Annotated in this window: 23 protein-coding genes and 1 pseudogene; 13 read left to right on the top strand and 11 right to left on the bottom strand. The window is 64.5% G+C overall.

What is annotated here, in order from left to right; genetic code table 11:
* Position 1 precedes the first annotated feature (1 nt).
* Both BKG76_RS23180 and BKG76_RS23175 read left to right on the top strand, forming a co-directional pair.
* Positions 2–889, top strand: coding sequence for a pyridoxamine 5'-phosphate oxidase family protein (locus BKG76_RS23180; protein ID WP_070940106.1), 888 nt, complete (start codon positions 2–4; stop codon positions 887–889).
* A gap of 13 nt (positions 890–902) precedes the next feature.
* Entirely contained in the window at positions 903–1,355 is a 453-nt protein-coding gene (locus tag BKG76_RS23175) for a nuclear transport factor 2 family protein (protein ID WP_070940105.1), read from the top strand.
* On the opposite strand, the gene BKG76_RS23170 is transcribed toward BKG76_RS23175, so the two are convergent.
* From BKG76_RS23170 to gluA, 4 genes are all read right to left on the bottom strand, one after another.
* Positions 1,356–2,219 carry an amino acid ABC transporter permease gene (locus tag BKG76_RS23170; protein WP_070940104.1) on the bottom strand — a complete coding sequence of 288 codons (864 nt, stop codon included), beginning with the start codon at positions 2,217–2,219 and terminating at the stop codon, positions 1,356–1,358.
* Positions 2,216–2,899: an amino acid ABC transporter permease gene (locus BKG76_RS23165; RefSeq protein WP_070940103.1), complete on the bottom strand. Its 684-nt coding sequence runs from the start codon at positions 2,897–2,899 to the stop codon at positions 2,216–2,218. Before BKG76_RS23165 ends, BKG76_RS23170 begins: the two co-directional genes overlap by 4 nt.
* Positions 2,896–3,846, bottom strand: coding sequence for a glutamate ABC transporter substrate-binding protein (locus BKG76_RS23160; protein ID WP_236737639.1), 951 nt, complete (start codon positions 3,844–3,846; stop codon positions 2,896–2,898). The genes BKG76_RS23165 and BKG76_RS23160 overlap by 4 nt, the downstream gene beginning before the upstream one ends.
* An 83-nt stretch (positions 3,847–3,929) precedes the next feature.
* Positions 3,930–4,658: a glutamate ABC transporter ATP-binding protein GluA gene (gene gluA, locus BKG76_RS23155; RefSeq protein WP_070940101.1), complete on the bottom strand. Its 729-nt coding sequence runs from the start codon at positions 4,656–4,658 to the stop codon at positions 3,930–3,932.
* Between the two features lie 239 nt (positions 4,659–4,897).
* Between gluA and BKG76_RS23145 the strand changes: the two genes are divergently transcribed.
* Genes BKG76_RS23145 through BKG76_RS23135 form a run of 3 tightly spaced genes read left to right on the top strand, consistent with a single transcriptional unit; the run spans position 4,898 to position 7,489 of the window.
* The gene (locus BKG76_RS23145; RefSeq protein WP_070940099.1) at positions 4,898–5,308 is read left to right on the top strand and encodes a hypothetical protein; all 411 of its coding nucleotides are present in this window, start codon (positions 4,898–4,900) and stop codon (positions 5,306–5,308) included.
* A gap of 55 nt (positions 5,309–5,363) precedes the next feature.
* Positions 5,364–6,887, top strand: a complete 1,524-nt coding sequence (miaB, locus tag BKG76_RS23140) for a tRNA (N6-isopentenyl adenosine(37)-C2)-methylthiotransferase MiaB (RefSeq protein WP_070940098.1) — start codon at positions 5,364–5,366, stop codon at positions 6,885–6,887.
* Positions 6,884–7,489, top strand: coding sequence for an Rv2732c family membrane protein (locus tag BKG76_RS23135; protein ID WP_070940097.1), 606 nt, complete (start codon positions 6,884–6,886; stop codon positions 7,487–7,489). Before miaB ends, BKG76_RS23135 begins: the two co-directional genes overlap by 4 nt.
* Positions 7,490–7,498: 9 nt before the next feature.
* On the opposite strand, the gene BKG76_RS23130 is transcribed toward BKG76_RS23135, so the two are convergent.
* Positions 7,499–8,761, bottom strand: coding sequence for a DUF349 domain-containing protein (locus BKG76_RS23130; protein ID WP_207543803.1), 1,263 nt, complete (start codon positions 8,759–8,761; stop codon positions 7,499–7,501).
* A 270-nt stretch (positions 8,762–9,031) separates the two neighbouring features.
* Between BKG76_RS23130 and BKG76_RS23125 the strand changes: the two genes are divergently transcribed.
* From BKG76_RS23125 to hflX, 4 genes are read left to right on the top strand one after another with little or no spacing between them, the layout of a single operon-like run.
* Positions 9,032–9,709, top strand: a complete 678-nt coding sequence (locus BKG76_RS23125; RefSeq protein WP_070940095.1) for a class III extradiol ring-cleavage dioxygenase family protein — start codon at positions 9,032–9,034, stop codon at positions 9,707–9,709.
* Positions 9,709–10,638, top strand: a complete 930-nt coding sequence (gene miaA / locus BKG76_RS23120; protein ID WP_070940251.1) for a tRNA (adenosine(37)-N6)-dimethylallyltransferase MiaA — start codon at positions 9,709–9,711, stop codon at positions 10,636–10,638. The genes BKG76_RS23125 and miaA overlap by 1 nt, the downstream gene beginning before the upstream one ends.
* Positions 10,635–11,522, top strand: a complete 888-nt coding sequence (gene dapF, locus BKG76_RS23115) for a diaminopimelate epimerase (RefSeq protein ID WP_070940094.1) — start codon at positions 10,635–10,637, stop codon at positions 11,520–11,522. The genes miaA and dapF overlap by 4 nt, the downstream gene beginning before the upstream one ends.
* Positions 11,523–11,568: 46 nt before the next feature.
* Positions 11,569–12,963, top strand: a complete 1,395-nt coding sequence (gene hflX / locus BKG76_RS23110) for a GTPase HflX (protein WP_070940250.1) — start codon at positions 11,569–11,571, stop codon at positions 12,961–12,963.
* Here hflX and BKG76_RS23105 read toward each other — a convergent pair.
* Positions 12,960–15,263, bottom strand: coding sequence for a molybdopterin-dependent oxidoreductase (locus BKG76_RS23105; RefSeq protein WP_070940093.1), 2,304 nt, complete (start codon positions 15,261–15,263; stop codon positions 12,960–12,962). The two genes, hflX and BKG76_RS23105, sit on opposite strands and share 4 nt — an antisense overlap.
* A 110-nt stretch (positions 15,264–15,373) precedes the next feature.
* Between BKG76_RS23105 and BKG76_RS23100 the strand changes: the two genes are divergently transcribed.
* Entirely contained in the window at positions 15,374–16,528 is a 1,155-nt protein-coding gene (locus tag BKG76_RS23100; RefSeq protein WP_070940249.1) for an acyl-CoA dehydrogenase family protein, read from the top strand.
* A gap of 6 nt (positions 16,529–16,534) precedes the next feature.
* Positions 16,535–17,080 (top strand): GNAT family N-acetyltransferase, encoded by a 546-nt coding sequence (locus BKG76_RS23095; protein WP_070940092.1) that lies wholly within the window; start codon positions 16,535–16,537, stop codon positions 17,078–17,080.
* Here BKG76_RS23095 and lexA read toward each other — a convergent pair.
* Positions 17,077–17,751, bottom strand: a complete 675-nt coding sequence (gene lexA / locus BKG76_RS23090; RefSeq protein ID WP_070940091.1) for a transcriptional repressor LexA — start codon at positions 17,749–17,751, stop codon at positions 17,077–17,079. The genes BKG76_RS23095 and lexA overlap by 4 nt on opposite strands.
* A 229-nt stretch (positions 17,752–17,980) precedes the next feature.
* On the opposite strand from lexA, the gene BKG76_RS23085 reads away from it, so the two are divergent.
* Positions 17,981–18,484 carry a LysM peptidoglycan-binding domain-containing protein gene (locus BKG76_RS23085; RefSeq protein WP_070940090.1) on the top strand — a complete coding sequence of 168 codons (504 nt, stop codon included), beginning with the start codon at positions 17,981–17,983 and terminating at the stop codon, positions 18,482–18,484.
* Between the two features lie 130 nt (positions 18,485–18,614).
* Positions 18,615–19,079, top strand: a complete 465-nt coding sequence (nrdR, locus tag BKG76_RS23080; RefSeq protein ID WP_030093814.1) for a transcriptional regulator NrdR — start codon at positions 18,615–18,617, stop codon at positions 19,077–19,079.
* 24 nt (positions 19,080–19,103) lie between these two features.
* Here the strand turns inward: nrdR and BKG76_RS23075 are convergent, their stop codons facing one another.
* The 4 genes and pseudogenes from BKG76_RS23075 to BKG76_RS23060 all read right to left on the bottom strand — a co-directional run.
* Complete coding sequence (locus tag BKG76_RS23075) at positions 19,104–19,787, bottom strand: PhzF family phenazine biosynthesis protein (RefSeq protein WP_070940089.1); 684 nt, start codon at positions 19,785–19,787, stop codon at positions 19,104–19,106.
* An 84-nt stretch (positions 19,788–19,871) separates the two neighbouring features.
* The gene (locus BKG76_RS23070; RefSeq protein ID WP_109420984.1) at positions 19,872–20,951 is read right to left on the bottom strand and encodes an alpha/beta fold hydrolase; all 1,080 of its coding nucleotides are present in this window, start codon (positions 20,949–20,951) and stop codon (positions 19,872–19,874) included.
* Positions 20,952–21,005: 54 nt separating this feature from the next.
* Positions 21,006–22,022 carry a proteasome assembly chaperone family protein gene (locus tag BKG76_RS23065; protein ID WP_070940088.1) on the bottom strand — a complete coding sequence of 339 codons (1,017 nt, stop codon included), beginning with the start codon at positions 22,020–22,022 and terminating at the stop codon, positions 21,006–21,008.
* 137 nt (positions 22,023–22,159) lie between these two features.
* Positions 22,160–22,355, bottom strand: a pseudogene (locus tag BKG76_RS23060) (Si-specific NAD(P)(+) transhydrogenase); the annotation flags it as partial.

The raw sequence follows: 22,355 nt of genomic DNA, 5'->3' as shown, positions 1-22,355 counted from the left end.
GATGACCTATCACGCCGGCGAGCTTGCCGTCCAGCGTCGAATGGGTCAGTCCGACAGCGCCATTCGCGTCGGCCGGATCATTTCGGCGGAAATACCGGAGGTTGCGGCGGCCTTTCTCGCCGCCCAGCCGCTGGTGTTCGTCTCGGCGCGGGATGAGGGTGGCCGCATGTGGGCGAGCCAGATTGTCGGTCCACCCGGCTTCGCGCACGCCATCGACGCTCGAACGATCGCGATCGAGGGCGTGCCGGTCCACGGTGATCCGCTGGCCGAGGCGCTGCGATCGGAACGCAAGATCGGAATGATCGCATTGCAACCGCAACGTCGCCGGCGGATGCGTGTCAACGGCACAGCGGTGCCGACGGGAGAAGGGCTGATCGTCTCCACCGATCAGGTGTATTCGAACTGCCCCAAGTACATTGCCCGGCGCGATGTCTCGGGCATCGGTTCCGGACTGCCCGGTGAAACGCGCCGTGGGAGTTCCCTGGGCGCCGGTCAACGGCAGACGGTGTCGGCGACGGACACCTTCATCATCGGCACGGCCGACGGTGAGGGCAATGCCGACGCATCGCATCGGGGCGGCAATCCCGGTTTTCTGCAGGTGCTCTCACCCAACCTGCTGCGCTGGCCCGATTACCTGGGCAACTCGATGTTCATGACATTGGGAAATCTGCATGTCGATCCGCGGTGCGGTCTGCTGATCCCGAACTGGCACAACGGATCGACAGTGCAACTCACCGGAACGGCACGCCTGAATTGGGACGAGGGCACTTTCGCCCCGGGAGCGCAGTGCTCGGTCGACTTCACCATCGAGCAGGTTGTTGAGACCATCAACGCCAGCCCACTGCGGTGGGGGGATGCTGAACCCTCGCCCGCCAATCCACCGCTGTAGACAAGGAAGACACATGACACGTCCGCCGCTGCCGCCGTTCGATATGGACTCCGCCCGCCAGAAGGTGCGGGCCGCCGAAAATGCGTGGAACACTCGCGACCCGGAGAGCGTCGCGGCCGCCTATACCGAGGATTCGCTCTGGCGTAACCGCGACGAGTTCATCACCGGGCGCGCCGAGATTATCGCGTTTCTAACCCGAAAGTGGTCCAAGGAGAACGGGTATGCCTTGCGCAAGGAGCTCTGGGGATTCCGGGAGAACCGGATGGCCGTGCGCTTCCAGTACGAGTGGCACGACGAGGCCGGACAGTGGTGGCGCAGTTACGGCAACGAGCTATGGGAATTCACCCCGGAGGGCTTGATGTCCCGGCGCGAGGCCAGCATCAACGACACCCCGATCGCCGACACAGAACGCCGTATCTTTGGCCCGCGGCCCGACGGCGACGAATCGCCGTTGCCGATCCGCTGACTACTCGCCGTAATCCTGGCGCAGATCGTTACCGAGGCTCTTTTTCCTCCAGCCCTCGCGCAACTGACGCTCGACCTTGGTGGCCAGCGAGGACAGCGCGAAGTTGATGACGATCATGATGACCGCGACCACGACGAGGGCCGGCAGGTAGTTGCCGTAGTAGGACGCGGATCGGATACCCGAGCGCACCACCTCGATATAGCCGAAGGCGTAGCCCAGCGCTGAGTCCTTCAGCGCGATGACCATCTGCGAAATCAGCGCGGGCAGCATCGCGGCAATCGATTGGGGGAGCAGGATGAGTCGCATCATCTGCGACTTGCGCATGCCTAGCGCCACGGCAGCCTCGGACTGTCCCTTCGGCAGCGACTGGATACCGGAACGCAGGATCTCGGCGATGACCGAACCGTTGTACAGCGACAATCCCGTCACCACGGCGGCGAACGCCAGGTACTCGGACGGGAAAACTGCCTGCTGGCCGTACAGGTAGTACGAAAACACCATCAATATCAGCACGGGGATAGCGCGGAAAAACTCCACGAGGGCGCTGGAAATCCAGCGCACCGCACGGTGTTCGGAAAGCCGGCCGATGCCGAGCACCGCCCCGAGCGCCAGCGCGAAGACGATCGACAACGCTGCCGCGCTGATGGTGCCGAACAGGCCCGGCAGGATGTATGTCGTCCATGTGTTCAGGCGCAGGAAGGGTGACCATTTTTCTGCGGTGAGCTGCTCGTTGGCGACCAAAGTCCAGATTATCCACGCCGCCACCGCGCCCACCACGACGGCGAACGCGACGGCGATAATCCGATGGAGAGCACGTGCTTTCGGTCCGGGGGCGTCATACATGACGGTGGCGCTGCCGGTCATCGCTTCACCGCCAACCGCTTCGCGAAGTACCCGAATGTCAGCCCGATCGTCAAGGTGATCACCATGTATCCCGCCGCGATGATGAGGAAGATCCAAAGGATCTGATCGGCGAACAGCTCAATCTCCGAACGCATCAACAGGGCGGCCTCGGCGACACCGATCGCGGAGGCGATCGAGGTGTTCTTGACGAGCGCGATCAGCACACTGCCCATCGGAGCCAGGACCGATCGGATGGCCTGCGGCAACACGATGAGAGACAACACCCGCGTAAAAGACAACCCGAGAGACCTGGCCGCCTCCGCCTGGCCCAGGGGGACGGTGTTGAAACCTGAGCGCAGCGTCTCACAGACGAAAGTCGCTGTGTACAAAGAGAACCCAAGGACCGACAACCAGAAGTTGTTGTTCTTGATGAAATTGGAGTTCTCGGGTGCCAACGCGATTCCGAGATTCTGATAGAGCCCCACCGAGCAGAACAGGATGATCAGGGTCAGCGGGGTGTTCCGGATCAGGTTCACGTACCAGGTTCCGAAGGTTCGCATGATTGGCGCCGGCGAGACTCGCAGACCCGCAAGGATTGTGCCCCAGACAAACGCACCTACCGCCGAGAAGAACGTCAGTTTGAGGGTGGTCCAGAACGCAGGCCACAGCTGCGGACCCATGCTCGCCCACAGCGCGTTCACGCGGCCTCACACACCGCATCGGCGACGGGCTTGGTGCCCGCTATCTTGTCGATCGCGGCCAATGACGGGTCGGGCCGCAACCCATAGACGCCGCTTGCGGCGCGCTTTTCCCAATCGTCGATCGTGTTGCCGCCAAGCGCTTCCCGTAGATCGGAGTCCCAGACACCGGTGGCGATCATCTTGTCGAGTGCGCGATCGATGGCTTCGATGGCCGCGGTATCGCCCTTGGCCAGGCCGATTCCGTACACCTCCCTGGAGAACGGGTCGCCGTTCTTGCGCTCCTTCATGGGCTTCCCGATACACAACGGCTTGCTCAGCTCGTAGTTCATCTGAATCAGCTTGAACTCGCCCTCGTAGCGCTTGGCGTATCCGGCCAGGATCGTCTCGTCGGTGGTGAGCGCGTCGACCTTGCCGCGCCGCAGCGCCTCCACACACGAGGAGTACGAGTCGAACTCCTGCAGTTGGGTACCGGGTAGCAGGTTCTTGACGTTTTGCGCGGGCGTCGAGCCGGACACCGAGCACAGTTTCTTGCCCCGGTTCAGGTCATCGAGCTTGGTCAGTGAATCATCAGCCTTGCGCACCAGAAGCCCTTGGTAGGTAATGAGATACGGGCCGGCGAACGAGACCTTCTGCGCTCGGCTGTAGTTGATCGAGTAACTCCCGGCGATCATGTCCACCGTGCCGTTGTCGATGAGCTGCTCGCGCTGTGCCGAGGGGGTCTCGTACCAACGGATGGTCGGGTGTTTGACGCCCAGCTCATCGGCGACGGCGTTGACAACGTATTCGGAGATCTTGACGTCGAAGCCACTCATCTTCTTGTCGGGGTGTTGCAGGCCCACGCCCGGCTGGTCGAACTTGGTGCCGAGGATGACGGTGCCGCCGCGGATCGACCCGAGCAGTTGCCGTGGTTCGGTGCTGCCGCACGAACTGATCAGTGCGGCGACCATGGCGAGAGCTGCCACCAGTGCAGCGCACCGTCGCCGCCGTGCACGAGCTTCTTCGCGTAAACAGCTCGTCAGTGCCTGAGGAATCAATGCCCGAGGATCTTTCCGAGGAAATCCTTGGCGCGTTCGGACTTCGGGTTGGTGAAGAAGCTCTCCGGGTCGGAATCCTCGACAATCGCCCCGTCGGCCATGAAAATGACGCGATCGGCCGCCTTGCGCGCGAACCCCATTTCGTGGGTGACCACCAGCATCGTCATGCCCTCTTTGGCCAGCGAGACCATCACGTCGAGAACTTCGTTGACCATCTCGGGGTCGAGTGCTGAGGTGGGCTCGTCGAACAGCATGACCTTGGGGCCCATGGCCAGTGATCGGGCGATGGCAACGCGCTGCTGCTGGCCGCCCGACAGCTGTGCCGGGTACTTGTCTTTCTGGCTGGCGATGCCGACACGATCAAGCAGCTCGATCGCGCGCTTGCGTGCCGTTTCCTTGTCGTGCTTGCGCACCTTGATCGGTGCCAGCGTCACGTTGTCCAGGATTGTTTTGTGTGAGAACAGGTTGAAGGACTGGAAAACCATCCCGACCTCGGCGCGCAGGTGCGCCAGAGCGCGTCCTTCCTCGGGGAGTACGTCGCCGTCGATCCGGATGGTGCCGCTGTCGATGGGTTCGAGACGGTTGATGGTGCGACACAGAGTCGACTTGCCCGAGCCGGAGGGGCCGAGGATCACGACCACCTGACCGCGTGGGATTTCGAGAGTGATGTCTTTGAGCACGTGTAGGTCGCCGAAATGCTTGTCGACATGCTCAAGAGAGATCATTGGGATGCTTGTTGCGGAGGAATTAGCCCCGCTCGTTGACGTGTCGGTACTCACCGGCATGGTCAGACAATACGGGTTCCTCACACTTCTGCAGCGCGGAACGAATGGGGCCGCGAATTCGGCGGCGGGCGATCGGATGTGCGGCGTGGGCGGCTGTAGCAAACATCTGCCATACTGGGTGCATGCGGGCGCGGCGACGGTCTTCCTTCGACGGTCCGCGAACCAAGGCATTCGCACGGGTGATGGCATCAGTTCTGTTCATCGCATCTTTTCCGGTAGCGGTCGTTAACGGGGCAACTTACTGGGGTTGGATTGTGGCGAGTCTTGGGCTGGTTTTCGGGTTGTTTTTGCTGCCCAGCTCGCTAATGCGTTTGGCCACGCCATCGGGGCAGGTGACGGTCGATACGGGGCTACATCTGCGCGACACAGAGATTCTCGAGCGGCCGCGGACCCGGCGGGATATCTCGTTCGTAGTCGTCACTGGGCTGATCTGCGTGGCTGTCTTGGTGGCTCTTCGTGAGCTGTTCGTAGAACCCACACTTCCCGGGGCCTGGTTCGGTGCCGGCTGGTGGACGTGGATCAGCGTCAGCGCCGTCTACAGCGTCGGCGAGTGGTGGCAGGGCTGGCGTGTTCCGGAGCGGGAGTCGTGAAGCGTCGTCAATCGGCGCCGGAAACCACCTAAACGCGGGCACGTACCATAAGCCGGTGACCAGTACCGCGACTTCCGAGCAATTGGCGGTCCGGACGTACCAGGTCCGGACCTACGGCTGTCAGATGAACGTGCACGACTCCGAGCGGGTGTCGGGCCTTCTGGATGCGGCCGGATACGTCAAGGCCGCCGATGGCACCGACGCCGACATCGTCATCTTCAACACCTGCGCGGTGCGTGAGAATGCCGACAACAAGCTGTACGGAAACATCAGCCACCTCGCGCCCCGCAAGGCCGCCAACCCGAACATGCAGATCGCGGTCGGCGGATGCCTTGCGCAGAAGGACCGCGAGGGCATGCTCGCCAAAGCGCCGTGGGTAGACGTCGTCTTCGGTACCCACAACATTGGCTCGCTGCCCGCGCTGTTGGAGCGCGCACGCCACAACAACGAGGCTCAGGTCGAGATCGTCGAGGCCCTCGAGCACTTTCCTTCGGCGCTGCCGGCGACCCGCGAATCGGCCTATGCGGCGTGGGTGTCGATCTCGGTGGGCTGCAACAACACCTGCACCTTCTGTATCGTTCCCTCCTTGCGGGGCAAGGAGATCGACCGTCGCCCGGGAGACATCCTCGGTGAAGTACAGGCTTTGGTAGACCAGGGCGTGCTTGAGGTGACGCTGCTCGGGCAGAACGTGAATGCCTACGGCATCAACTTCGCCGATCCCGAAATTCCTCGGGACCGTGGTGCTTTCGCCGACCTATTGCGTGCCTGCGGTCGCATCGAGGGACTGGAACGCGTGCGATTCACCTCTCCGCATCCCGCCGAATTCACCGACGATGTCATCGAGGCGATGGCACAAACCCCCAACGTGTGTCCGCAGCTGCACATGCCGCTGCAGTCCGGTTCGGATCGCATCCTCAAGGCGATGCGCCGTTCCTACCGGTCCGAACGCTTTCTGTCGATCATCGACAACGTGCGCGCGGCCATGCCGGACGCCGCCATCACTACCGACATCATCGTCGGCTTTCCGGGCGAGACCGAAGAGGACTTCCAGCAGACCCTTGAGGTTGTGCGACGGGCACGTTTCTGTAGCGCCTTTACGTTCCAGTACTCGATCCGGCCGGGTACCCCGGCCGCGGAACTGCCCGATCAGCTGCCGAAATCCGTTGTGCAGGAACGCTATGAACGACTCATCGCGCTGCAGGAATCCATCACGCTCGAGGAGAATCAGAAACAGATCGGTCGCACGATCGAGGTGCTGATCGCCACCGGCGAGGGGCGCAAGGACGGCGAGACTGCCCGGATGAGCGGGCGAGCCCGAGACGGCCGTCTGGTGCATTTCCGGCCGCAGGGACAACTCGACGGGGCCCTGCGTCCCGGCGACGTCATCACCGTCGAGGTGACCGGCGCCGCGCCGCACCATCTGATCGCCGATGGGGGAGTGCTCGGTCACCGGCGCACCCGTGCCGGCGACGCACACGAATCGGGCACGAAGCCCAGTACCCCGGGGATTGGCTTGGGAATGCCCGGAATCGGGGCGCCGAAGACAGAGCAGATTGAGGTTGCAGGGTGCGGGCTATGAGTGACTCCGGATCGGGAAAAGAAGACGCCGAGCCTGACGAGTTCGCGGCGTTCCAAAAGGATATCGACGCGGCCGAAAAGAAGGTTGCCGGCGAAATCGATCCCGGCGCCCGCGCCATGGTGGTCGCGGTCTTGGTCTTCGCGCTGCTACTGACCTTCGTGCTCCCACACACCGGTCATGCCAGAGGATTCGACGTTCTGGTGAACGGCGCGATTGCCGATCAGGAATCCGTGCGGGTGCCGTCCCGGATTTTCGTGTGGCTCGCGATGATCTTCGGTGTCGGGTTTTCCATGCTGGCACTGCTGACGCGCCGATGGGTGCTGTCCTGGATTGCACTGGCAGGCTCGTTTGTCTCCAGTGTGATTGGCATGCTGGCGATCTGGACGCGTCAGACCGCCGGAACCGGGCATCCTGGCCCGGGGATCGGGCTGGTGATCGCCTGGATCGCCGTCATCTTGCTGACCTTCCACTGGGCGCGGGTGGTCTGGTCACGTACCGCGGTGCAGCTAGCAGCCGAGCAGGAGCGGCGCGAGGCCGCCAAGCGCGATCAGCGCAGCTTCCTCGATGACGCCTTCGAGGACGACGAGGACCGGGACAAATAGGACGAGTAGCTAGCGCGACCGGCTCTTGACCGCCGCCACCGCGGCGTCGGCCCATTCCTGCCACTGCTGGGCGCTGGCCCGTGCCTTCTCGGCATCCTTGGTCTTGCCTGCGGCCTCTGCCTTGGCGGCCTGCTCCTCGAACTGGCGGGCACGAATGCGGAACTGTTCCGCACGTGCCTCGGCCTCGGGGTCACCCCAGTTGGACTCGCCGGCCTCGCGCACCCTCTTCTCCACTGCACGCAGCCGTCGTTCCAGATCGGCCTGCTGCTCGCGCGGAACCTTTCCGATGGCGTCCCACTTGTCCCCGATAGCGCGCAGCGCCGCCCGGGCACCGTCGACATCGGTGTCCGGATCGATCTTCTCCGCTTCAACCAGCAGCGCGCGCTTGGCATCCGCGTTTGCCACGAATTCGGCGTCACGGGAGGCGGATTCGGCGTTGCGGGCGGCGAAGAATTTGTCCTGAGCGGCCTTGAAGCGGTGCCACAGGTTGTCGTCGGTCTCCCGGGGTGCCCGCCCGGCGGCCTTCCAGTCGTTGAGCAGATTGCGGAAGGTCGCAGCGGTGGCGCCCCAATCGGTGGAGTCCGATAGCGCCTCGGCCTGCTTACAGAGGTCTTCCTTCTTCTCCCGAGCCCCGGCGCGTTCGCGATCCAGCTCGGCGAAATGGGCTCCGCGTCTGCGGTTGAACGTCTCGCGCGCCGTCGAGTACCGCTTCCACAGCACATCGTCGGTCTTGCGGTCGACACCGTGGATCGATTTCCACTCGTCGAGGATCACGCGGATCCGATCACCAGCGGCCTTCCACTGGGTGGAATTGGTGGCCAGTTCCTCGGCTTCGGCGGCGAGCTCCTCCTTGCGGGAAATGCTCGCCGAGCGCGCCTCGTCGCGCTGCGCGCGTGCCGCTGCGGCCTGAGCGTCCGCGGACTCCGTCAGCGCCGACAGCCGCGCCGACAGGGAGTCCACGTCACCGAGCACCGCTGCCGTGGGCAGCGTCTCGGCGAGGTGTTCGGCGGCCGTTTTGATCTTGCGCGCGTCACCCGATCCCGATCCGAGTCGCAGCTCCAGGAGCTGGATCTCCGTCTCCAGATCTTCGAATCTGCGTCCGAAATGTGCATATGCCGCGGCGGCGTCCCCGGCCTGCCACGACCCGATCTGGCGCTCGCCGGCGCTCGTGATCAGCCAGACGGTGCCGTCATCGTCCACCCGACCGAACTTGTGGGGATCAACATGATGAGCCGCGGGGGCGGGCGCCGCTGCGGCGGGACGCCGCGGCACCGGATGAGGTTTCGGCCCCGGCCGGGGGACGGGGGTAACTCCGGCCTGGGGGGCGGGAGTGACATTTTCTTGCTGTGATGACTGATCCGGCATCGAAACCTCTTCCTACAATTGTTGCCGCGCAGCACGGCGCCCTAAGCTCACTACACCGTTCATTCAAACAGGTGTCATCGCCGCACGGGCGAACATATGCCAGATGATTCCGCAAGGAGGCTGCGATGTCCGAGGTGGATATCGCATTGCCCCCGCCTCGGAAGGCCACCTAGGGCTGTGGATCTGTCGATAGCGATCTGCCCGTCGACCCCGCTGCTGGTGCCCGAATTGGGCGGGGAGGCCGCCGAGGAAACCGCTGACCTGCGTGAGGCCGCCATCACGGCGGCGCGAAGTCTGCCGACACGATGGATCGCGATCGGCGTGGGGGCCGGCCGGTACCGCGGTGAGGTGTTGGGCACCCTCGCCGGATACGGGGTTGACGTGCGCGTTTCACTAGGACCGGTCGCTGCGCCTACCGAGCCCGTCGAGCTCCCGTTACCGGTGCTGATCGCCGGGTGGCTGCGTGCGCGTGCGGGAGCCGGTGAGGTCGAGGTGCGGCTTGTTGGTGCCGCTCACGGTGACGGCGTCGCCCTGGGGCGGGCGTTGCGCGTGGAGATCGAGGCGCAGCCGAACCCTCCGGGGGTGCTCATCGTCGCCGATGGCGCCAACACCCTCACCGATAAGGCGCCCGGCGGTTACCGGCCCGAAGCCCAACGGGCGCAGCTCGCCCTCGTCGACGCCCTCACGCGGGGAGATGCGGCCGTGTTGCACCACTCACCGGATGTCATCACCGGGAGCGCCGCCTACCAGGTGCTTACCGGATTGGTGGGGTCAGACGCCGTCGAGGCCCGCTGCCTCTACCAAGGGTCTCCGTACGGGGTGGGTTACTTCGCGGGCACGTGGCAGGTGTCGTGATGCGGCCCATAGCCGTCATCGGTCCCACCGCCACCGGCAAGTCGGCGCTTGCATTGGATCTGGCCGAGCGGCTGGGCGGAGAGATCGTCAACGCCGACGCGATGCAGCTGTATCGCGGCATGGATATCGGCACGGCCAAGGTGCCGGATGCCGAACGCCGGGGCATCGCGCACCACATGCTCGACGTGCTCGAGGTGACCGAGACCGCCACCGTGGCCACCTATCAGGAACAGGCCGTCGCGACAATCGACGACATCCGGTCACGGGGGCGTGTGCCGGTGATCGTCGGCGGATCCATGATGTATGTCCAGGCTTTGCTTGATGATTGGGCCTTTCCGGCCACGGATGCGCAGGTCCGCGCGCGTTGGGAGGAACGGCTGGCGCAGATCGGTGTCGCCGCGCTGCATGCCGAACTCGCCGCGCGCGACCCGGCAGCGGCCACGATCATCCTGCCCACCGATGGGCGTCGTACGGTGCGCGCGCTGGAGGTGATCGAGCTCACCGGTCAACCGTTCGCGGCCTCGGCGCCGACCATCGGCCCCCCGCGATGGGACACATTGATCGTCGGATTGGATTGGGAGACCGAGAAACTCGACGAACGGATCGCACGGCGGACGGATCTGATGTTCGAACAGGGATTTGTCGCGGAGGTCGAGCATCTGTTGGGTGTCGGGTTGCGTGACGGTGTGACCGCATCACGCGCCATCGGATACGCGCAGGTCATCGCGGCTTTGGAGGCTGGGGGAGGAGCCGATGAGCTGGCGCAGGCACGGGAACTGACGTTCATCGGCACCCGCCGCTACGTTCGTCGTCAGCGATCGTGGTTCGGACGCGATCATCGCGTCACATGGCTGGCGGGCGGGTCCGCGGAGAGCGGCGGGCTGGCGGGCAAAATCGAGTCGCGCTGGCGCCTATCCTCGAATACGTGAAGTTCACCAAGGGCCACGGCACCCAGAACGATTTCGTGGTGCTGCCGGATGTCCACATCAAACGTGACCTGTCGGTGGCTGCTGTGCAGACGCTATGTGACCGGCAACGCGGTCTGGGCGCCGATGGCGTGCTGCGCGTGACCACCGTGGGCGCCGCCCTGGAGGGCGGGGTACTGACCGAGAAACCTGCCGGGGTAGGCAGCGAAGACTGGTTCATGGACTACCGCAATGCGGACGGTTCGATAGCCGAGATGTGCGGAAACGGCGTGCGGGTGTTCGCCCATTACCTGCGTTCGGTGGGACTGGAACACCGCGATGAGTTCGTGGTCGCGTCGCTGGCCGGCCCGCGGCCGGTGCGCATCAATTCCTGGAGCCAACTCACGGCCGATATCACCGTCGACATGGGGCCGGTGAAGGAATTCGGTGCGGGTGAAGCCACCGTCGGCGGGCGCCGATTCTCTGGTTTGGCCATCGACGTGGGCAATCCGCACCTGGCCTGCGTGGATGCGGATCTGACCACCGAGCAGCTACGCATGCTCGATGTGGCCGCACCGGTCACGTTCGACCAGCAGCTGTTTCCCGACGGGGTCAATGTCGAGGTGCTGACGGCGCCGTCCGCGGGGCCGGCGGGCGCCGTGCACATGCGGGTTCATGAACGCGGTGTCGGTGAGACACGTTCCTGCGGAACAGGGACCGTTGCGGCCGCCTATGCGGCACTGCGACACCGTGGAGACCAGACCGGCGAGATCGTGGTCAACATCCCCGGTGGGCAGGTTCGGGTGACGATCACCGACGAATCCAGCTTCCTGCGCGGGCCTTCTATGTTGCTGGCCGATGGCGATATTTCTGACGAATGGTGGGGCGGCATTGGCGCCTGTGGATAATTCAGATGCGCTCGATGAGCCCGGGGTGGGAGCATCGGTAGCCAATATGCGTACGACACACCAAACGCCCACCGACGGCGAACTTGCGCTGGAAGACCGCGCCGCGCTCAAACGTGTGGCGGGGCTATCCACCGAACTCGCCGATGTCACCGAGGTCGAATATCGGCAGCTGCGCCTGGAACGGGTTGTGCTGGTAGGTGTCTGGACCGATGGGACCGCGCAGGAGGCCGATGCCAGCATGGCCGAGCTGGCCGCACTCGCCGAAACCGCCGGTTCGGAGGTGCTTGAAGGCCTGATTCAGCGTCGCCAAAAGCCGGATCCGGCAACGTATATCGGCTCCGGTAAGGCCATCGAGCTGCGTGAGATCGTGTTGGCCACCGGTGCCGATACCGTCATCTGCGACGGCGAGCTGAGCCCGGCGCAGCTGGTGGCGCTGGAGAAGGCGGTGAAGGTCAAGGTCATCGACCGGACCGCGTTGATCCTGGACATCTTCGCCCAACACGCCACCAGCCGCGAGGGCAAGGCTCAGGTGGCGTTGGCGCAGATGGAGTACATGCTGCCCCGGCTGCGCGGCTGGGGTGAATCGATGTCCCGGCAGGCGGGCGGACGGGCAGGTGGGGCCGGCGGCGGTGTGGGTACCCGCGGCCCCGGTGAGACGAAGATCGAGACCGACCGGCGCCGGATTCGCGAGCGAATGTCGAAGCTGCGGCGCGAGATCCGCGAGATGAAGACGGTGCGTGACACCAAGCGCAGCCGCCGGCTGGAAAGCGACACCCCGTCGGTCGCGATCGTCGGGTACACCAACGCCGGAAAGTCGAGCCTGCTGAACGCGATCACCGGAGCCGGGGTGCTGGTGCAGGACGCGCTTTTCGCCACCCTGGAGCCGACGACGCGACGCGGAACCTTCGACGACGGGCGCGAATTCGTCATCACGGACACTGTTGGCTTTGTGCGACACCTGCCCACCCAGCTGGTGGAGGCGTTCCGGTCGACCTTGGAAGAGGTGGCCGACGCGGACCTGCTGGTGCACGTGGTGGACGGCGCCGATCTGGCGCCGCTGGCACAGATCGAGGCGGTACGCGCGGTGATCGGCGAGGTTGTCGCGGACCACGATGCCTCGGCGGCGCCGGAGCTGTTGGTGATCAATAAGATCGACGCGGCGGGCGATCTGGCGTTGGCGCAGCTGCGTCGCGCGTTGCCCAAGGCGTTGTTCGTGTCGGCGCACACCGGAGACGGTGTCGCCGCGCTGCGTGAGGCCATCGCCGATGCGGTGCCGCGCGGAGATGTGCCCGTCGATGTGGTGATCCCGTACGAGCGTGGCGATTTGGTGGCCCGAATTCATACCGAGGGCCAAGTGCAATCCACCGAGCACCTGGCGGATGGCACACGGGTCGTTGGCCGGGTGCCGCACGCGCTGGCGGCTGTCCTCCTGGGCCGTTAGTAAGGGCTTTGGTCGCGCGGGACGAACCGCGGCGGGACGTGTGCCCGCACCGGCGGCGGCGTTCCCTCGAAGCGCTCGATTTGCACCAGCACGTGTTGGCCGGTGCAGCCCTGCGCCAACGACGAGGTTCCCGAGTCATCGGTCAGCACATTCGGATTGCCATGCGCGCAGGGCGAATCCGGGTCGGCGGGATCGATGGGGTCGAACCAGGCCCCCGTGGACAATTGCACGACCCGGGGACGTAGGCCCTCGTCGAGAACCGCCCCGGCCAGACAAGTGCCACGGTCGTTGAATACCCGCACCACGTCACCGTCGGCGATACCGCGTGTGGCGGCGTCGTCCGGGTGGATACGTAAGGGTTCGCGTCCCTGGACCTTCGATCCCTGGCTGGTGCGGCCGAAGTCGAGCTGGCTGTGCAGCCGGGTACGCGGCTGGTTGGCGATCAGATGCAGCGGAAAGTGTTCGGCCCGTTTTCCCTTGAGCCATTCGGTGGGCTCATACCAGCGGGGGTGTCCGCCGCAGTCGGCGTATCCGAACCCGTCGATAGTCTCCGAGAAGATCTCGATACGTCCGCTGGGGGTATGTAGTGGGTGCGCGTCGGGGTTCTCGCGGAAGTCCGACAGCAGGGTCAAACCGGGATCGGTCGGCAACTCCAGGGAGCCGCTGTCCCAGAATTCGTCGAAGGACGGCACCGGGAAATTCAGGGCGGCAGCCCATTCGGCGTAGATGTGGCGCAACCACTCGGAGGCGGTGCGCCCTTCGGTGAACTGCGCGCCGAACCCGAGCCGGTCGGCCAGCGCCGAGAACGTCGTGTAATCGTCCTGGGAGTTGGCATACGGCGGTGCCACAGCTTTCATCGCCACCAGCAACGGATCATTGCGGCTGCCGGAGAAGTCGTCACGCTCCAGGCTGGTGGTGGACGGCACCACGATGTCGGCGTGTTTGGCCATCGCCGTCCACACCGGATCGTGCACCACCACGGTGTCGACGCGGGCCAGCGCACGGCGCAGCCTGGGTAGATTCTGGTGGTGGTGGAAGGGATTTCCGCCCGCCCAGTACACACATCTGATATCCGGCAAGGTCAGTGTTTGGCCGTTGTATGCCAACGTCTCGCCGGGTCGCAGCAGTAGCTCGCTGATGGCCGCCACCGGGATGAACGTCTCGACGGGGTTGGGTCCCTGCGGGAAGGTCGGCAGCGGGCAACTCACCGGGGCCAGCCCGGGCTCGTTCATCGACCCGTAGCCATGTCCGAAACCGCCTCCGGGGATGCCGATCTGACCGAGCATCGCGGCCAAGGTGAGTCCCATCCATGGCGCCTGCTCGCCGTGGCGTACCCGTTGCAGCGACCAGCTGACGGTCACCAGGGTGCGCCCGGCCGCCATGCGGCGCGCCAAGCTGCGCAGCCCGCCGGCGTCCAGACCGCTGAGGTTCTGCGCCCATTCCGGGCTCTTGGGCACGCCATCGTCGGTGCCCAGTAGGTAGCGCTCGAATCGTTCGTGACCGGTGCAATAGGTGCGCAAGAAGGTCAAGTCCGCCAGGCCCTCGGTGGCGAGCACGTGTGCCAGCGCGAGCATGACCGCGACATCGGTTCCGGGAACTGGTGCGTGCCATTCGCATTCGCCGTCGATATCGTCGCGCAGTGGACTGAACGAGACGATGCGTCCACCACGGCCGCGGAACCGGTTGAGGGCATCGCGCGCGGGGTGGGCGGTGGTTCCGCCGTGGTTGACGCCCGTGTTCTTCAGGGCGATTCCGCCGAATGACACCAGCAGATCGGTGTTCTCGACGATGACATCCCAGGACGTTGACCTCTTGAACAGTCCGTCATGGGTTCCGATCACGTGCGGCATGATGACGCCGGTCGCACCGAGGCTGTACGAGTGACGGGAAAAGGTGTACCCACCAAGGAGTTTCAGGAATCGATGAACCTGGCTCTGCGCGTGGTGAAAGCGCCCCGCGCTGGCCCAGCCGTACGATCCGCCGTAGATGGCCTCGTTGCCGTGGGTGTCGACGATGCGCCGTAGCTCAGCGGCCAGCAGTTCGGTGAGCTCATCCCAAGACACCTCCACGTACTCGTCGGAACCGCGCGCCGCGCTGGGGCCGGGACCGTCGCGTAACCAGCCGCGGCGGACCGACGGCGCCGTCACCCGAGCCCGGTGCCGGATCGAGCCGGGGATGTTGTGCAGCAGCGGGGAAGGGTCGGTGTCTGTGTCCAAGGGGGTGACGCCGATCACTTCGCCGTCACGAACCTCGGGCGTGAATGCCCCCCAGTGGGTATGTGAAAGTGCCGGCCTGGTCACCCTGATCAGCCTAGGCTTTCTGTCCGTCGAAACCAGGTAGGCGAGTACCAACCGACCAGTGGGTTGGTATACATTCTGCCGAGTACGTAAACCCAAACCGGAAGGTGATCATGGCCGGCGCCGTCAAGTTCAAACGCACCATTTTCGAACCCGAGCACGAACTGTTCCGCGAGTCGTTCAAGACCTTCCTGGAACGGCATGCCGAGCCGTACCGGGAGGAGTGGGACGAGAACAAGATCGTCGACCGCTCGCTGTGGGTCGAGGCCGGCAAGCAGGGCTTTTTGGGCACTGACATGCCCGAGGAGTTCGGCGGCGGCGGCCTTGTCGATTTCCGCTACAACGCCATCATCGGCGAAGAGATCACCAAGGCTCGTCAGTCGGGTATCGGTTTCACTTTGCACAACGATGTCGCGGGTCCGTACTTCCGGGATCTGGCCAACGACGAGCAGAAGGCCCGCTGGTTCCCGGGATTCTGTTCCGGCGAGCTGATCTCGGCAATCGCGATGACCGAGCCGGGCACCGGTAGTGACCTGCAGGGCATCAAGACCCGCGCCGTCAAGGACGGCGATCATTACATTCTCAATGGGTCCAAGACCTTCATCACCAACGGCATCAACGCCGATCTGGTCATCGTGGTCGCACAGACCGACCCCGAGAAGGGTGCGCTGGGCTTCAGCCTCATCGTCGTGGAGCGCGGCATGGAGGGCTTTGAGCGCGGCCGCAAGCTCGACAAGATGGGCCTTGACGCACAGGACACCGCCGAGCTGTCCTTCACCGATGTCCGCGTGCCCGCCGCCAACCTGCTGGGTGACGAGGGCCAGGGCTTCATCTACCTGATGCAGAACCTGCCCCAGGAGCGCATGTCGATTGCCGTCGTCGCGGCCGCCGCGATGGAAACCATGCTTGAGGCGACCATCCAGTACACGTCCGAACGTAAGGCGTTTGGCAAGCCCATCAAGAGCTTCCAGAACAGCCGCTTTGTGTTGGCCGAACTCGCCACCGATGCCACGATGATCCGGATCATGGTCGACGAGTTCATCACGCTGCTCAACAAGAAGGAATTGAGTGTTGAGCAGGCAGCGATGGCCAAGTGGTACAGCACCGAGAAGCAGGTCCACCTGATCGACCGCTGCCTGCAGCTGCACGGTGGTTACGGCTTCATGCGTGAGTACCCGGTGGCCCGGGCGTACATGGACTCCCGTATCCAGACGATCTATGGCGGAACCACCGAGATCATGAAGGAGATCATCGGGCGTTCGCTCTAGTCGCCTATGCATATTCGTGACGCCACAGCCGCTGACGCGGCCGCGTGTGCGGCGATCTATGCCCCGTATGTGACCGATACGGCTATTTCGTTTGAGGAGGTGCCGCCGTCGGATGTCGTTCTTGCCGAACGCATCCAGACGGCGGCCCACCGCCACGCCTGGCTGGTCGCCGAGGATGGCGGGGAAATTCTCGGGTATGCCTATGCGGCGCCCTGGAAGGCACGCTCGGCCTACCGATGGGCCTGTGAGGTCAGCGTGTATGTCGATGGTGCGCGACGCCAGCGCGGCGCGGGCCGCCAGCTGTACACGGCATTGCTTGACCGGCTTCGCGATCTTGGTTACCGCACGGTGCTGGCGGGTGTCGTAGTGCCCAACGCTGCGAGCGAAAAGCTGCACCTGGCAATGGGATTCGAGCAGGTCGCGCTCTACCGCAGGATTGGCTACAAGCTGGGCAGCTGGCAGGACGTTGCGTATTTCCAGCTATTTCTGCCGCCCTCGGACGGTCATGCGGATGATGATTCCGCGCCCGGGCCACCGCCCGGACAGGCCTAGATCTTCCGGATAACGGTGACAACCTTGCCGAGGATGGCGGCGTCGTTACCGGGAATCGGTTCGAACAGCGGGTTGTGCGGCATCAGCCAGACCTGACCCGCCGTCCGCTTGAATGTCTTGACGGTCGCTTCGCCGTCGATCATCGCCGCCACGATATCGCCGTTGTCGGCGACGTTCTGCTGGCGAACCACCACCCAGTCGCCATCGCAGATCGCCGCGTCGACCATCGACTCACCGACGACCTTGAGCAGGAACAACGAGCCCTCGCCGACGAGCTCACGGGGGAGTGGGAACACATCCTCGACGGCCTCCTCGGCCAGGATGGGACCACCGGCCGCGATACGCCCCAGCACGGGCACGAATGTCGGTTCCGGCAGGTCGCCCGAGCCGATGACGTCGGTGGTGACCGATGCGCCGCGGGTTTCCTCGAGTCCTCGAACATCAACGGCGCGCGGACGATTGGGATCGCGCCGCAGGAATCCCTTCTGTTCGAGGGTGCGTAGCTGATGGGCGACCGATGAGGTGGAGGTGAGCCCGACGGCGTCTCCGATTTCGCGGATGCTCGGGGGGTAGCCCCGTTCATTCACCGATGCGCGGATGACCTCCAGGATGGTCCGCTGGCGCTCGGTCAGTGAACCGGTGGCGGGTCCCTTGCTGGGTGTATCGCTCATGGGCCCGAATCTAGACCTGTCGACGACATTTATCAAACATGTGTTCGATGCGTGTCGTGCATCCTGCCTGGCAGGTCGGCTGAGCGGCGCATCTGCACTGGTCAGAGGCGCTTGTCGGTGGTGAATGCTACAAATCGATCACATGTTCGGATATCGAACACATGATCGAGTACATTCGAACATAAGAGCGAACGGGCAAACCGATCGACAGGACAGGAAGGCATTGCAGATGAGCACAAACGTTCTCGCCACGCCACGTAGTTCTCACGTCCGCGCGAACACGACGCGCGAATGCGCGCCACAAGTACGGGCGTACAGCGCGGAATATCCGCGGACTCAGCGTCGGGCACTGCCGGTGCGCACGGTCGCTTACCGCCGGCCCGCCGGGCGGCCGGTCGCGTACCGGGGTACCGGTATCCGCGTCTCGGCCGCAGTTCATGGTCGCCGCCCCGTGAGCCTGAAAGCCACCCTTGTCGTCGCGGTGGGCGCTGCGGTCGCGACGATGTGGCTGTTGATGCTCGGCCAGGTCAGCGCCGCAGGAGTCGGTGGAGCGGGTGTGCCGGATCGTGTGGCGGTCGTTCAGGTCGCGCCTGGAGAGACCCTGGCTGACGTGGCCTCGCGTGTTGCGCCGGAGGCGCCGCGCTCAGCGGTGGTTTCCAAGATTCGTGAACTCAATGAACTCGACTCGGCGACAGTGCAAGCCGGTCAGACGCTGGTTTCTCCGGTCGGCTGATCGGCGCACGGACGTGACCTTCGGGCGTGCGGGAGCACGGGTATCCTCGACACCGGTCTGGGCGCGCTGCGCGGTGCGTCAGCCCGCCCGGGCCAACGACATGGAGTTCAGAACCGGCGAAGGAGCAGTAATGCACTGTCCGTTCTGCCGTCATCCTGACTCGCGCGTTGTCGATTCCCGTGAGGCGGACGAGGGCCAGGCGATACGGCGCCGCCGATCGTGCCCGGAGTGTGGCCGTCGTTTCACCACCGTGGAGACCGCTGTGCTGGCCGTGGTGAAGCGCAGTGGCGTCACCGAGCCGTTCAGTCGCGACAAGGTCATCAAGGGTGTGCGCCGGGCCTGCCAGGGCCGCGATGTCGACGACGATGCGCTGAATCTGCTGGCCCAGCAGGTTGAGGACGCCGTCCGGGCTGCCGGATCCCCGGAAATCCCTAGCAATGAGGTGGGCCTGGCGATACTCGGCCCGCTGCGCGACCTGGACGAGGTTGCATACCTGCGTTTCGCCTCGGTGTATCGAGGGTTCAGCTCCGCCGAGGACTTCGAACGTGAAATCGCCGCGCTGAGAGCGCATCGGGACGCGCCGACAGGATCCTGACCTGCCGGCGCGGTGTCGGTTGCGCTAATCCAATGTGAGCGATTGATCGGCGACGACGCGGCCACCGATCGTCACCCAGCCCTCAGGGCTCCACTGCGTGAGAATCTGCGATCCCTTGCCCTGATTGATGATCAGGTCGCGGCTCAACAAATCAGTCATCCGTGCCGCTACGGACCCAGTCGCTTCGTCCTCGCTGACCCCCAGGTCGGATGCGAACACCCGTGATCGCACCAGGCTGGCGTCGCGATCCTGCCACGCCCATACGCAATGCAACAGCTCGTCCGCATAGTCGGCGGGGTCGGCGGCCTCCACATCGGCAGGGGAGTCCGTTTCGTGGAAATCGGTCTCTGGGGCCCAATCGGACCGGGCCTGTATCCACGTGCGGTCGTCGTAGCTCACAGGTAGCACGCCCGCGGGTACCTGCAGGGTGTTGACCGGTGTTCCGCGTTCGCGCAGCCACCATGCGAGCCCCACTGTCGGATGCCCGGCAAAGGGAAGCTCGGCTGCCGGAGTGAAGATCCGTAGATGTGCGGTGTTGGATCCTTCGGCTGGAAGATCGACGAAAACTGTTTCGCTGAAACCTAACCGGGCAGCGATCTGCTGTCGATCCGGCGCCGCTACGTCGGCACCGTTGACGATCCCCAAGGGATTGCCGAAGTTGCCTGTCTCGTCGGTGAATACGCGTACAACCGCGACGTCAACGCTCATTCCTCGACTCTACGTCCCGCATGCGCTACCTGCGACGGTACCCGTGAACAGGGCAAATCTTTGGTGGCGCTTCAGCTCTCGAGGTTATGTGGCGCTGCGCTCGTCGGTGCCCATGGCGTCGAGGACCGCCATGCGGGTGCGTGCGGCCCCGCCGATGGCGTGTTCGGTGACCCCGGTGCGCAACAATCGGCGCAATTCGTCCTCGTTGTATTCACCGGGCTCTGTCGATGCGATGAATTGGCGCACGATGCCGATGAATCGTTCGGGATCGTCATGGAAGGGGAAATGCCCAGATTTGTCGAAGATCTCGAGCGTCGCGCCGGGCATCGCGGCATGGGCGAGATGCCCGTGGCTGACGGGGATAACCAGGTCGTCACTGCCCCAAATCAGCTGCACAGGAACAGATTCGGTCAAATAACATCGGTCCAGCATGGTCACCACCTGGCCGCGCCAGTCCACCACGGCGCGCAGCGTCCGGGTGAACGCGGCCGAGGCCCGGGGTTCGGGTAGGTCGGCCAGAACTCGCAGCACGTCGGGGATGTCGCGAGCCATTCCCGCCCGTCCGAAGGTCGCCCGCGCCACCGCACCGGTCAGCCGGACCATGGGCATTGCCAACGGCAACCTCAACAGTCCCAGCGCATCTCCGATGAACGGCAGTGATGCGCAACGCAATACGATGTTGACGTCCTTGGTCACCCCACCCGGCGCGACCAGGATTAGTCGCTCCACCAGGTGCGGGAACTGGTACGTGAATTGCATCGCGACGCCGCCGCCCAGCGAATGTCCGACGACCGTGACTCTGTCGACGTCCAGGACGGCCAACAGATCCCGCATGCCATTGGCATAGGCCGCAACCGAGTAGTCGGCCCGCGGTTTGTCCGACTGCCCGTGCCCCAGCAGGTCCGGGGCGATCACGGTGAAATGCTCGGCGAGCTTTGCGTGCACGCTGTCCCATGTCGCCGAGTTGTCGCCGATCCCGTGGATGAGCAGCAGCACCGGCCCGGACCCGGCGATCCGGAACGCGCGACGATAGCCATGGATGGTGCGGAACGCCAGCCGCGGCTGCGTCGGTGTGCCGGCGGCGGAATCGGTGTTGTCGCCACCGACCCCGTCGATGCGCTCGGCGTCCGGCACCGGACGCAGCAGCCGCGGGGGAGGGTTCATGTGAAGTATTTTCACCCTTCGCCGCAAATTTGGCGCGGCGAGCGCTTAACCGGGCTAGAGAATCGGGCCATCCGGCGACTGCCCGGACGGGTCATCACCGAACTTGGCCTGTTCGGCCAGGAATCGCTCGAACTCGCCGGCCAACTCGTCGCCGCTAGGCAGCTCCTCATCCCGTGCCAGCAACGAGCGGTTCTCCTGTGCCGCGACGAAGGCGTCGTACTGGCGCTCCAGTGCCTGGACCACCTGGGCCACTTCCTCGCTGCCTTCCACCTGATCGTTGATCTGGTTGCGCACCTTGGCGGCCGCCTCGGTGAGCTCCTGCAACGGCAGATCCAGATCGCCGGTCCGCGCCACCTCCTCCAGAAGGCGTTGCGAGGCCTCCGGGTAGTCGGTCTGCGCCAGGTAATGCGGAACGTGGACGGCGAAGCCCACCACATCGTGGCCGTGCTGAGCCAGGCGGAATTCCAGCAGATTGGATGCGCTGCCCGGTACCTGAACCTCGTCGATCCAGCCCGGATGCTCGTCGAGCGTCTTACGGTCGTTGCCGTGCGCGGTCAGGGTGATCGGGCGGGTATGCGGAACTGCCATCGGAATGGCGCCCAGCCCAATGGTCTTGCGCACGCCCAGCTGGTCGGCCAACAGCCGGATGGCGTTGACGAACCGCTCCCATTTCAGATCCGGCTCGAGCCCGGCCAACAGCAGGAATGGCGTGCCCTTGGTGTCCTTGAGCGCGTACAGATTGAGCTCGGGAGTGGCGTATTCGGTGAAGTGATCACTCTTGAACGTCATCACCGGCCGGCGTGATCGGTAATCCAGCAGATCATCGATCGCGAATGAGGCCACCAACTCGCTCTCGAGCGTGTTGCGCAAATGCGCTGCGGCCAACTTCACGGCATGGCCGGAGTCGGAGAAACCCTGCAGCGCGTGCACGAGAACCGGGCCGCGGCCATCGGCAGATGCCAGCTGCGGGCCTGGAAACTCCAGCTCGTACATGCTGGATGACCCGCTTGCGCGAAGACCGTCCTGGTCCGGCTTGTACGGCTGCGGCTCTGCGCCCTCATTGCTGTTCATGGTTACGCCTCCCTTCGCGTCCTCGTCCCACCAGTGTCCCTTACCGGCAGGCAAACGGCGAATGTACCTACGGGCTCAACGGCCCAGGCGGGATGCGAATTCCAGGCGCGCAGCGTATTCGCCGAGCGCGAAATCCCTCAGGCCTTGAACTGGTTGAGCGCGCGGATCTTGTTCATCACATCCAGCGCGGCCACCTTGTAGGCCTCCGAGAACGTCGGATAGTTGAAAACCGCGTCTACCAGGTATTCGACGGTGCCGCCGCAGCCCATCACCGCCTGCCCGATATGCACCAGGTCGGTGGCATCGGAGCCGAAGATGTGCACTCCGAGCAGC

The organism is Mycobacteroides franklinii (assembly GCF_001853795.1).
GTDB lineage: Bacteria > Actinomycetota > Actinomycetes > Mycobacteriales > Mycobacteriaceae > Mycobacterium > Mycobacterium franklinii.
This window is presented reverse-complemented; position numbering and strand designations above follow the sequence as displayed.

Coding starts and splice junctions, on each gene's coding strand:
- BKG76_RS23180 (WP_070940106.1), top strand. CDS start 2: ATGACCTATCACGCCGGCGAGCTTGCCGTCCAGCGTCGAATGGGTCAG.
- BKG76_RS23175 (WP_070940105.1), top strand. CDS start 903: ATGACACGTCCGCCGCTGCCGCCGTTCGATATGGACTCCGCCCGCCAG.
- BKG76_RS23170 (WP_070940104.1), bottom strand. CDS start 2,219: ATGACCGGCAGCGCCACCGTCATGTATGACGCCCCCGGACCGAAAGCA.
- BKG76_RS23160 (WP_236737639.1), bottom strand. CDS start 3,846: ATGGTCGCCGCACTGATCAGTTCGTGCGGCAGCACCGAACCACGGCAA.
- gluA (WP_070940101.1), bottom strand. CDS start 4,658: ATGATCTCTCTTGAGCATGTCGACAAGCATTTCGGCGACCTACACGTG.
- BKG76_RS23135 (WP_070940097.1), top strand. CDS start 6,884: ATGAGTGACTCCGGATCGGGAAAAGAAGACGCCGAGCCTGACGAGTTC.
- miaA (WP_070940251.1), top strand. CDS start 9,709: ATGCGGCCCATAGCCGTCATCGGTCCCACCGCCACCGGCAAGTCGGCG.
- hflX (WP_070940250.1), top strand. CDS start 11,569: ATGCGTACGACACACCAAACGCCCACCGACGGCGAACTTGCGCTGGAA.
- BKG76_RS23100 (WP_070940249.1), top strand. CDS start 15,374: ATGGCCGGCGCCGTCAAGTTCAAACGCACCATTTTCGAACCCGAGCAC.
- BKG76_RS23095 (WP_070940092.1), top strand. CDS start 16,535: ATGCATATTCGTGACGCCACAGCCGCTGACGCGGCCGCGTGTGCGGCG.
- lexA (WP_070940091.1), bottom strand. CDS start 17,751: ATGAGCGATACACCCAGCAAGGGACCCGCCACCGGTTCACTGACCGAG.
- BKG76_RS23085 (WP_070940090.1), top strand. CDS start 17,981: ATGAGCACAAACGTTCTCGCCACGCCACGTAGTTCTCACGTCCGCGCG.
- nrdR (WP_030093814.1), top strand. CDS start 18,615: ATGCACTGTCCGTTCTGCCGTCATCCTGACTCGCGCGTTGTCGATTCC.
- BKG76_RS23075 (WP_070940089.1), bottom strand. CDS start 19,787: ATGAGCGTTGACGTCGCGGTTGTACGCGTATTCACCGACGAGACAGGC.
- BKG76_RS23070 (WP_109420984.1), bottom strand. CDS start 20,951: ATGAACCCTCCCCCGCGGCTGCTGCGTCCGGTGCCGGACGCCGAGCGC.
- BKG76_RS23065 (WP_070940088.1), bottom strand. CDS start 22,022: ATGAACAGCAATGAGGGCGCAGAGCCGCAGCCGTACAAGCCGGACCAG.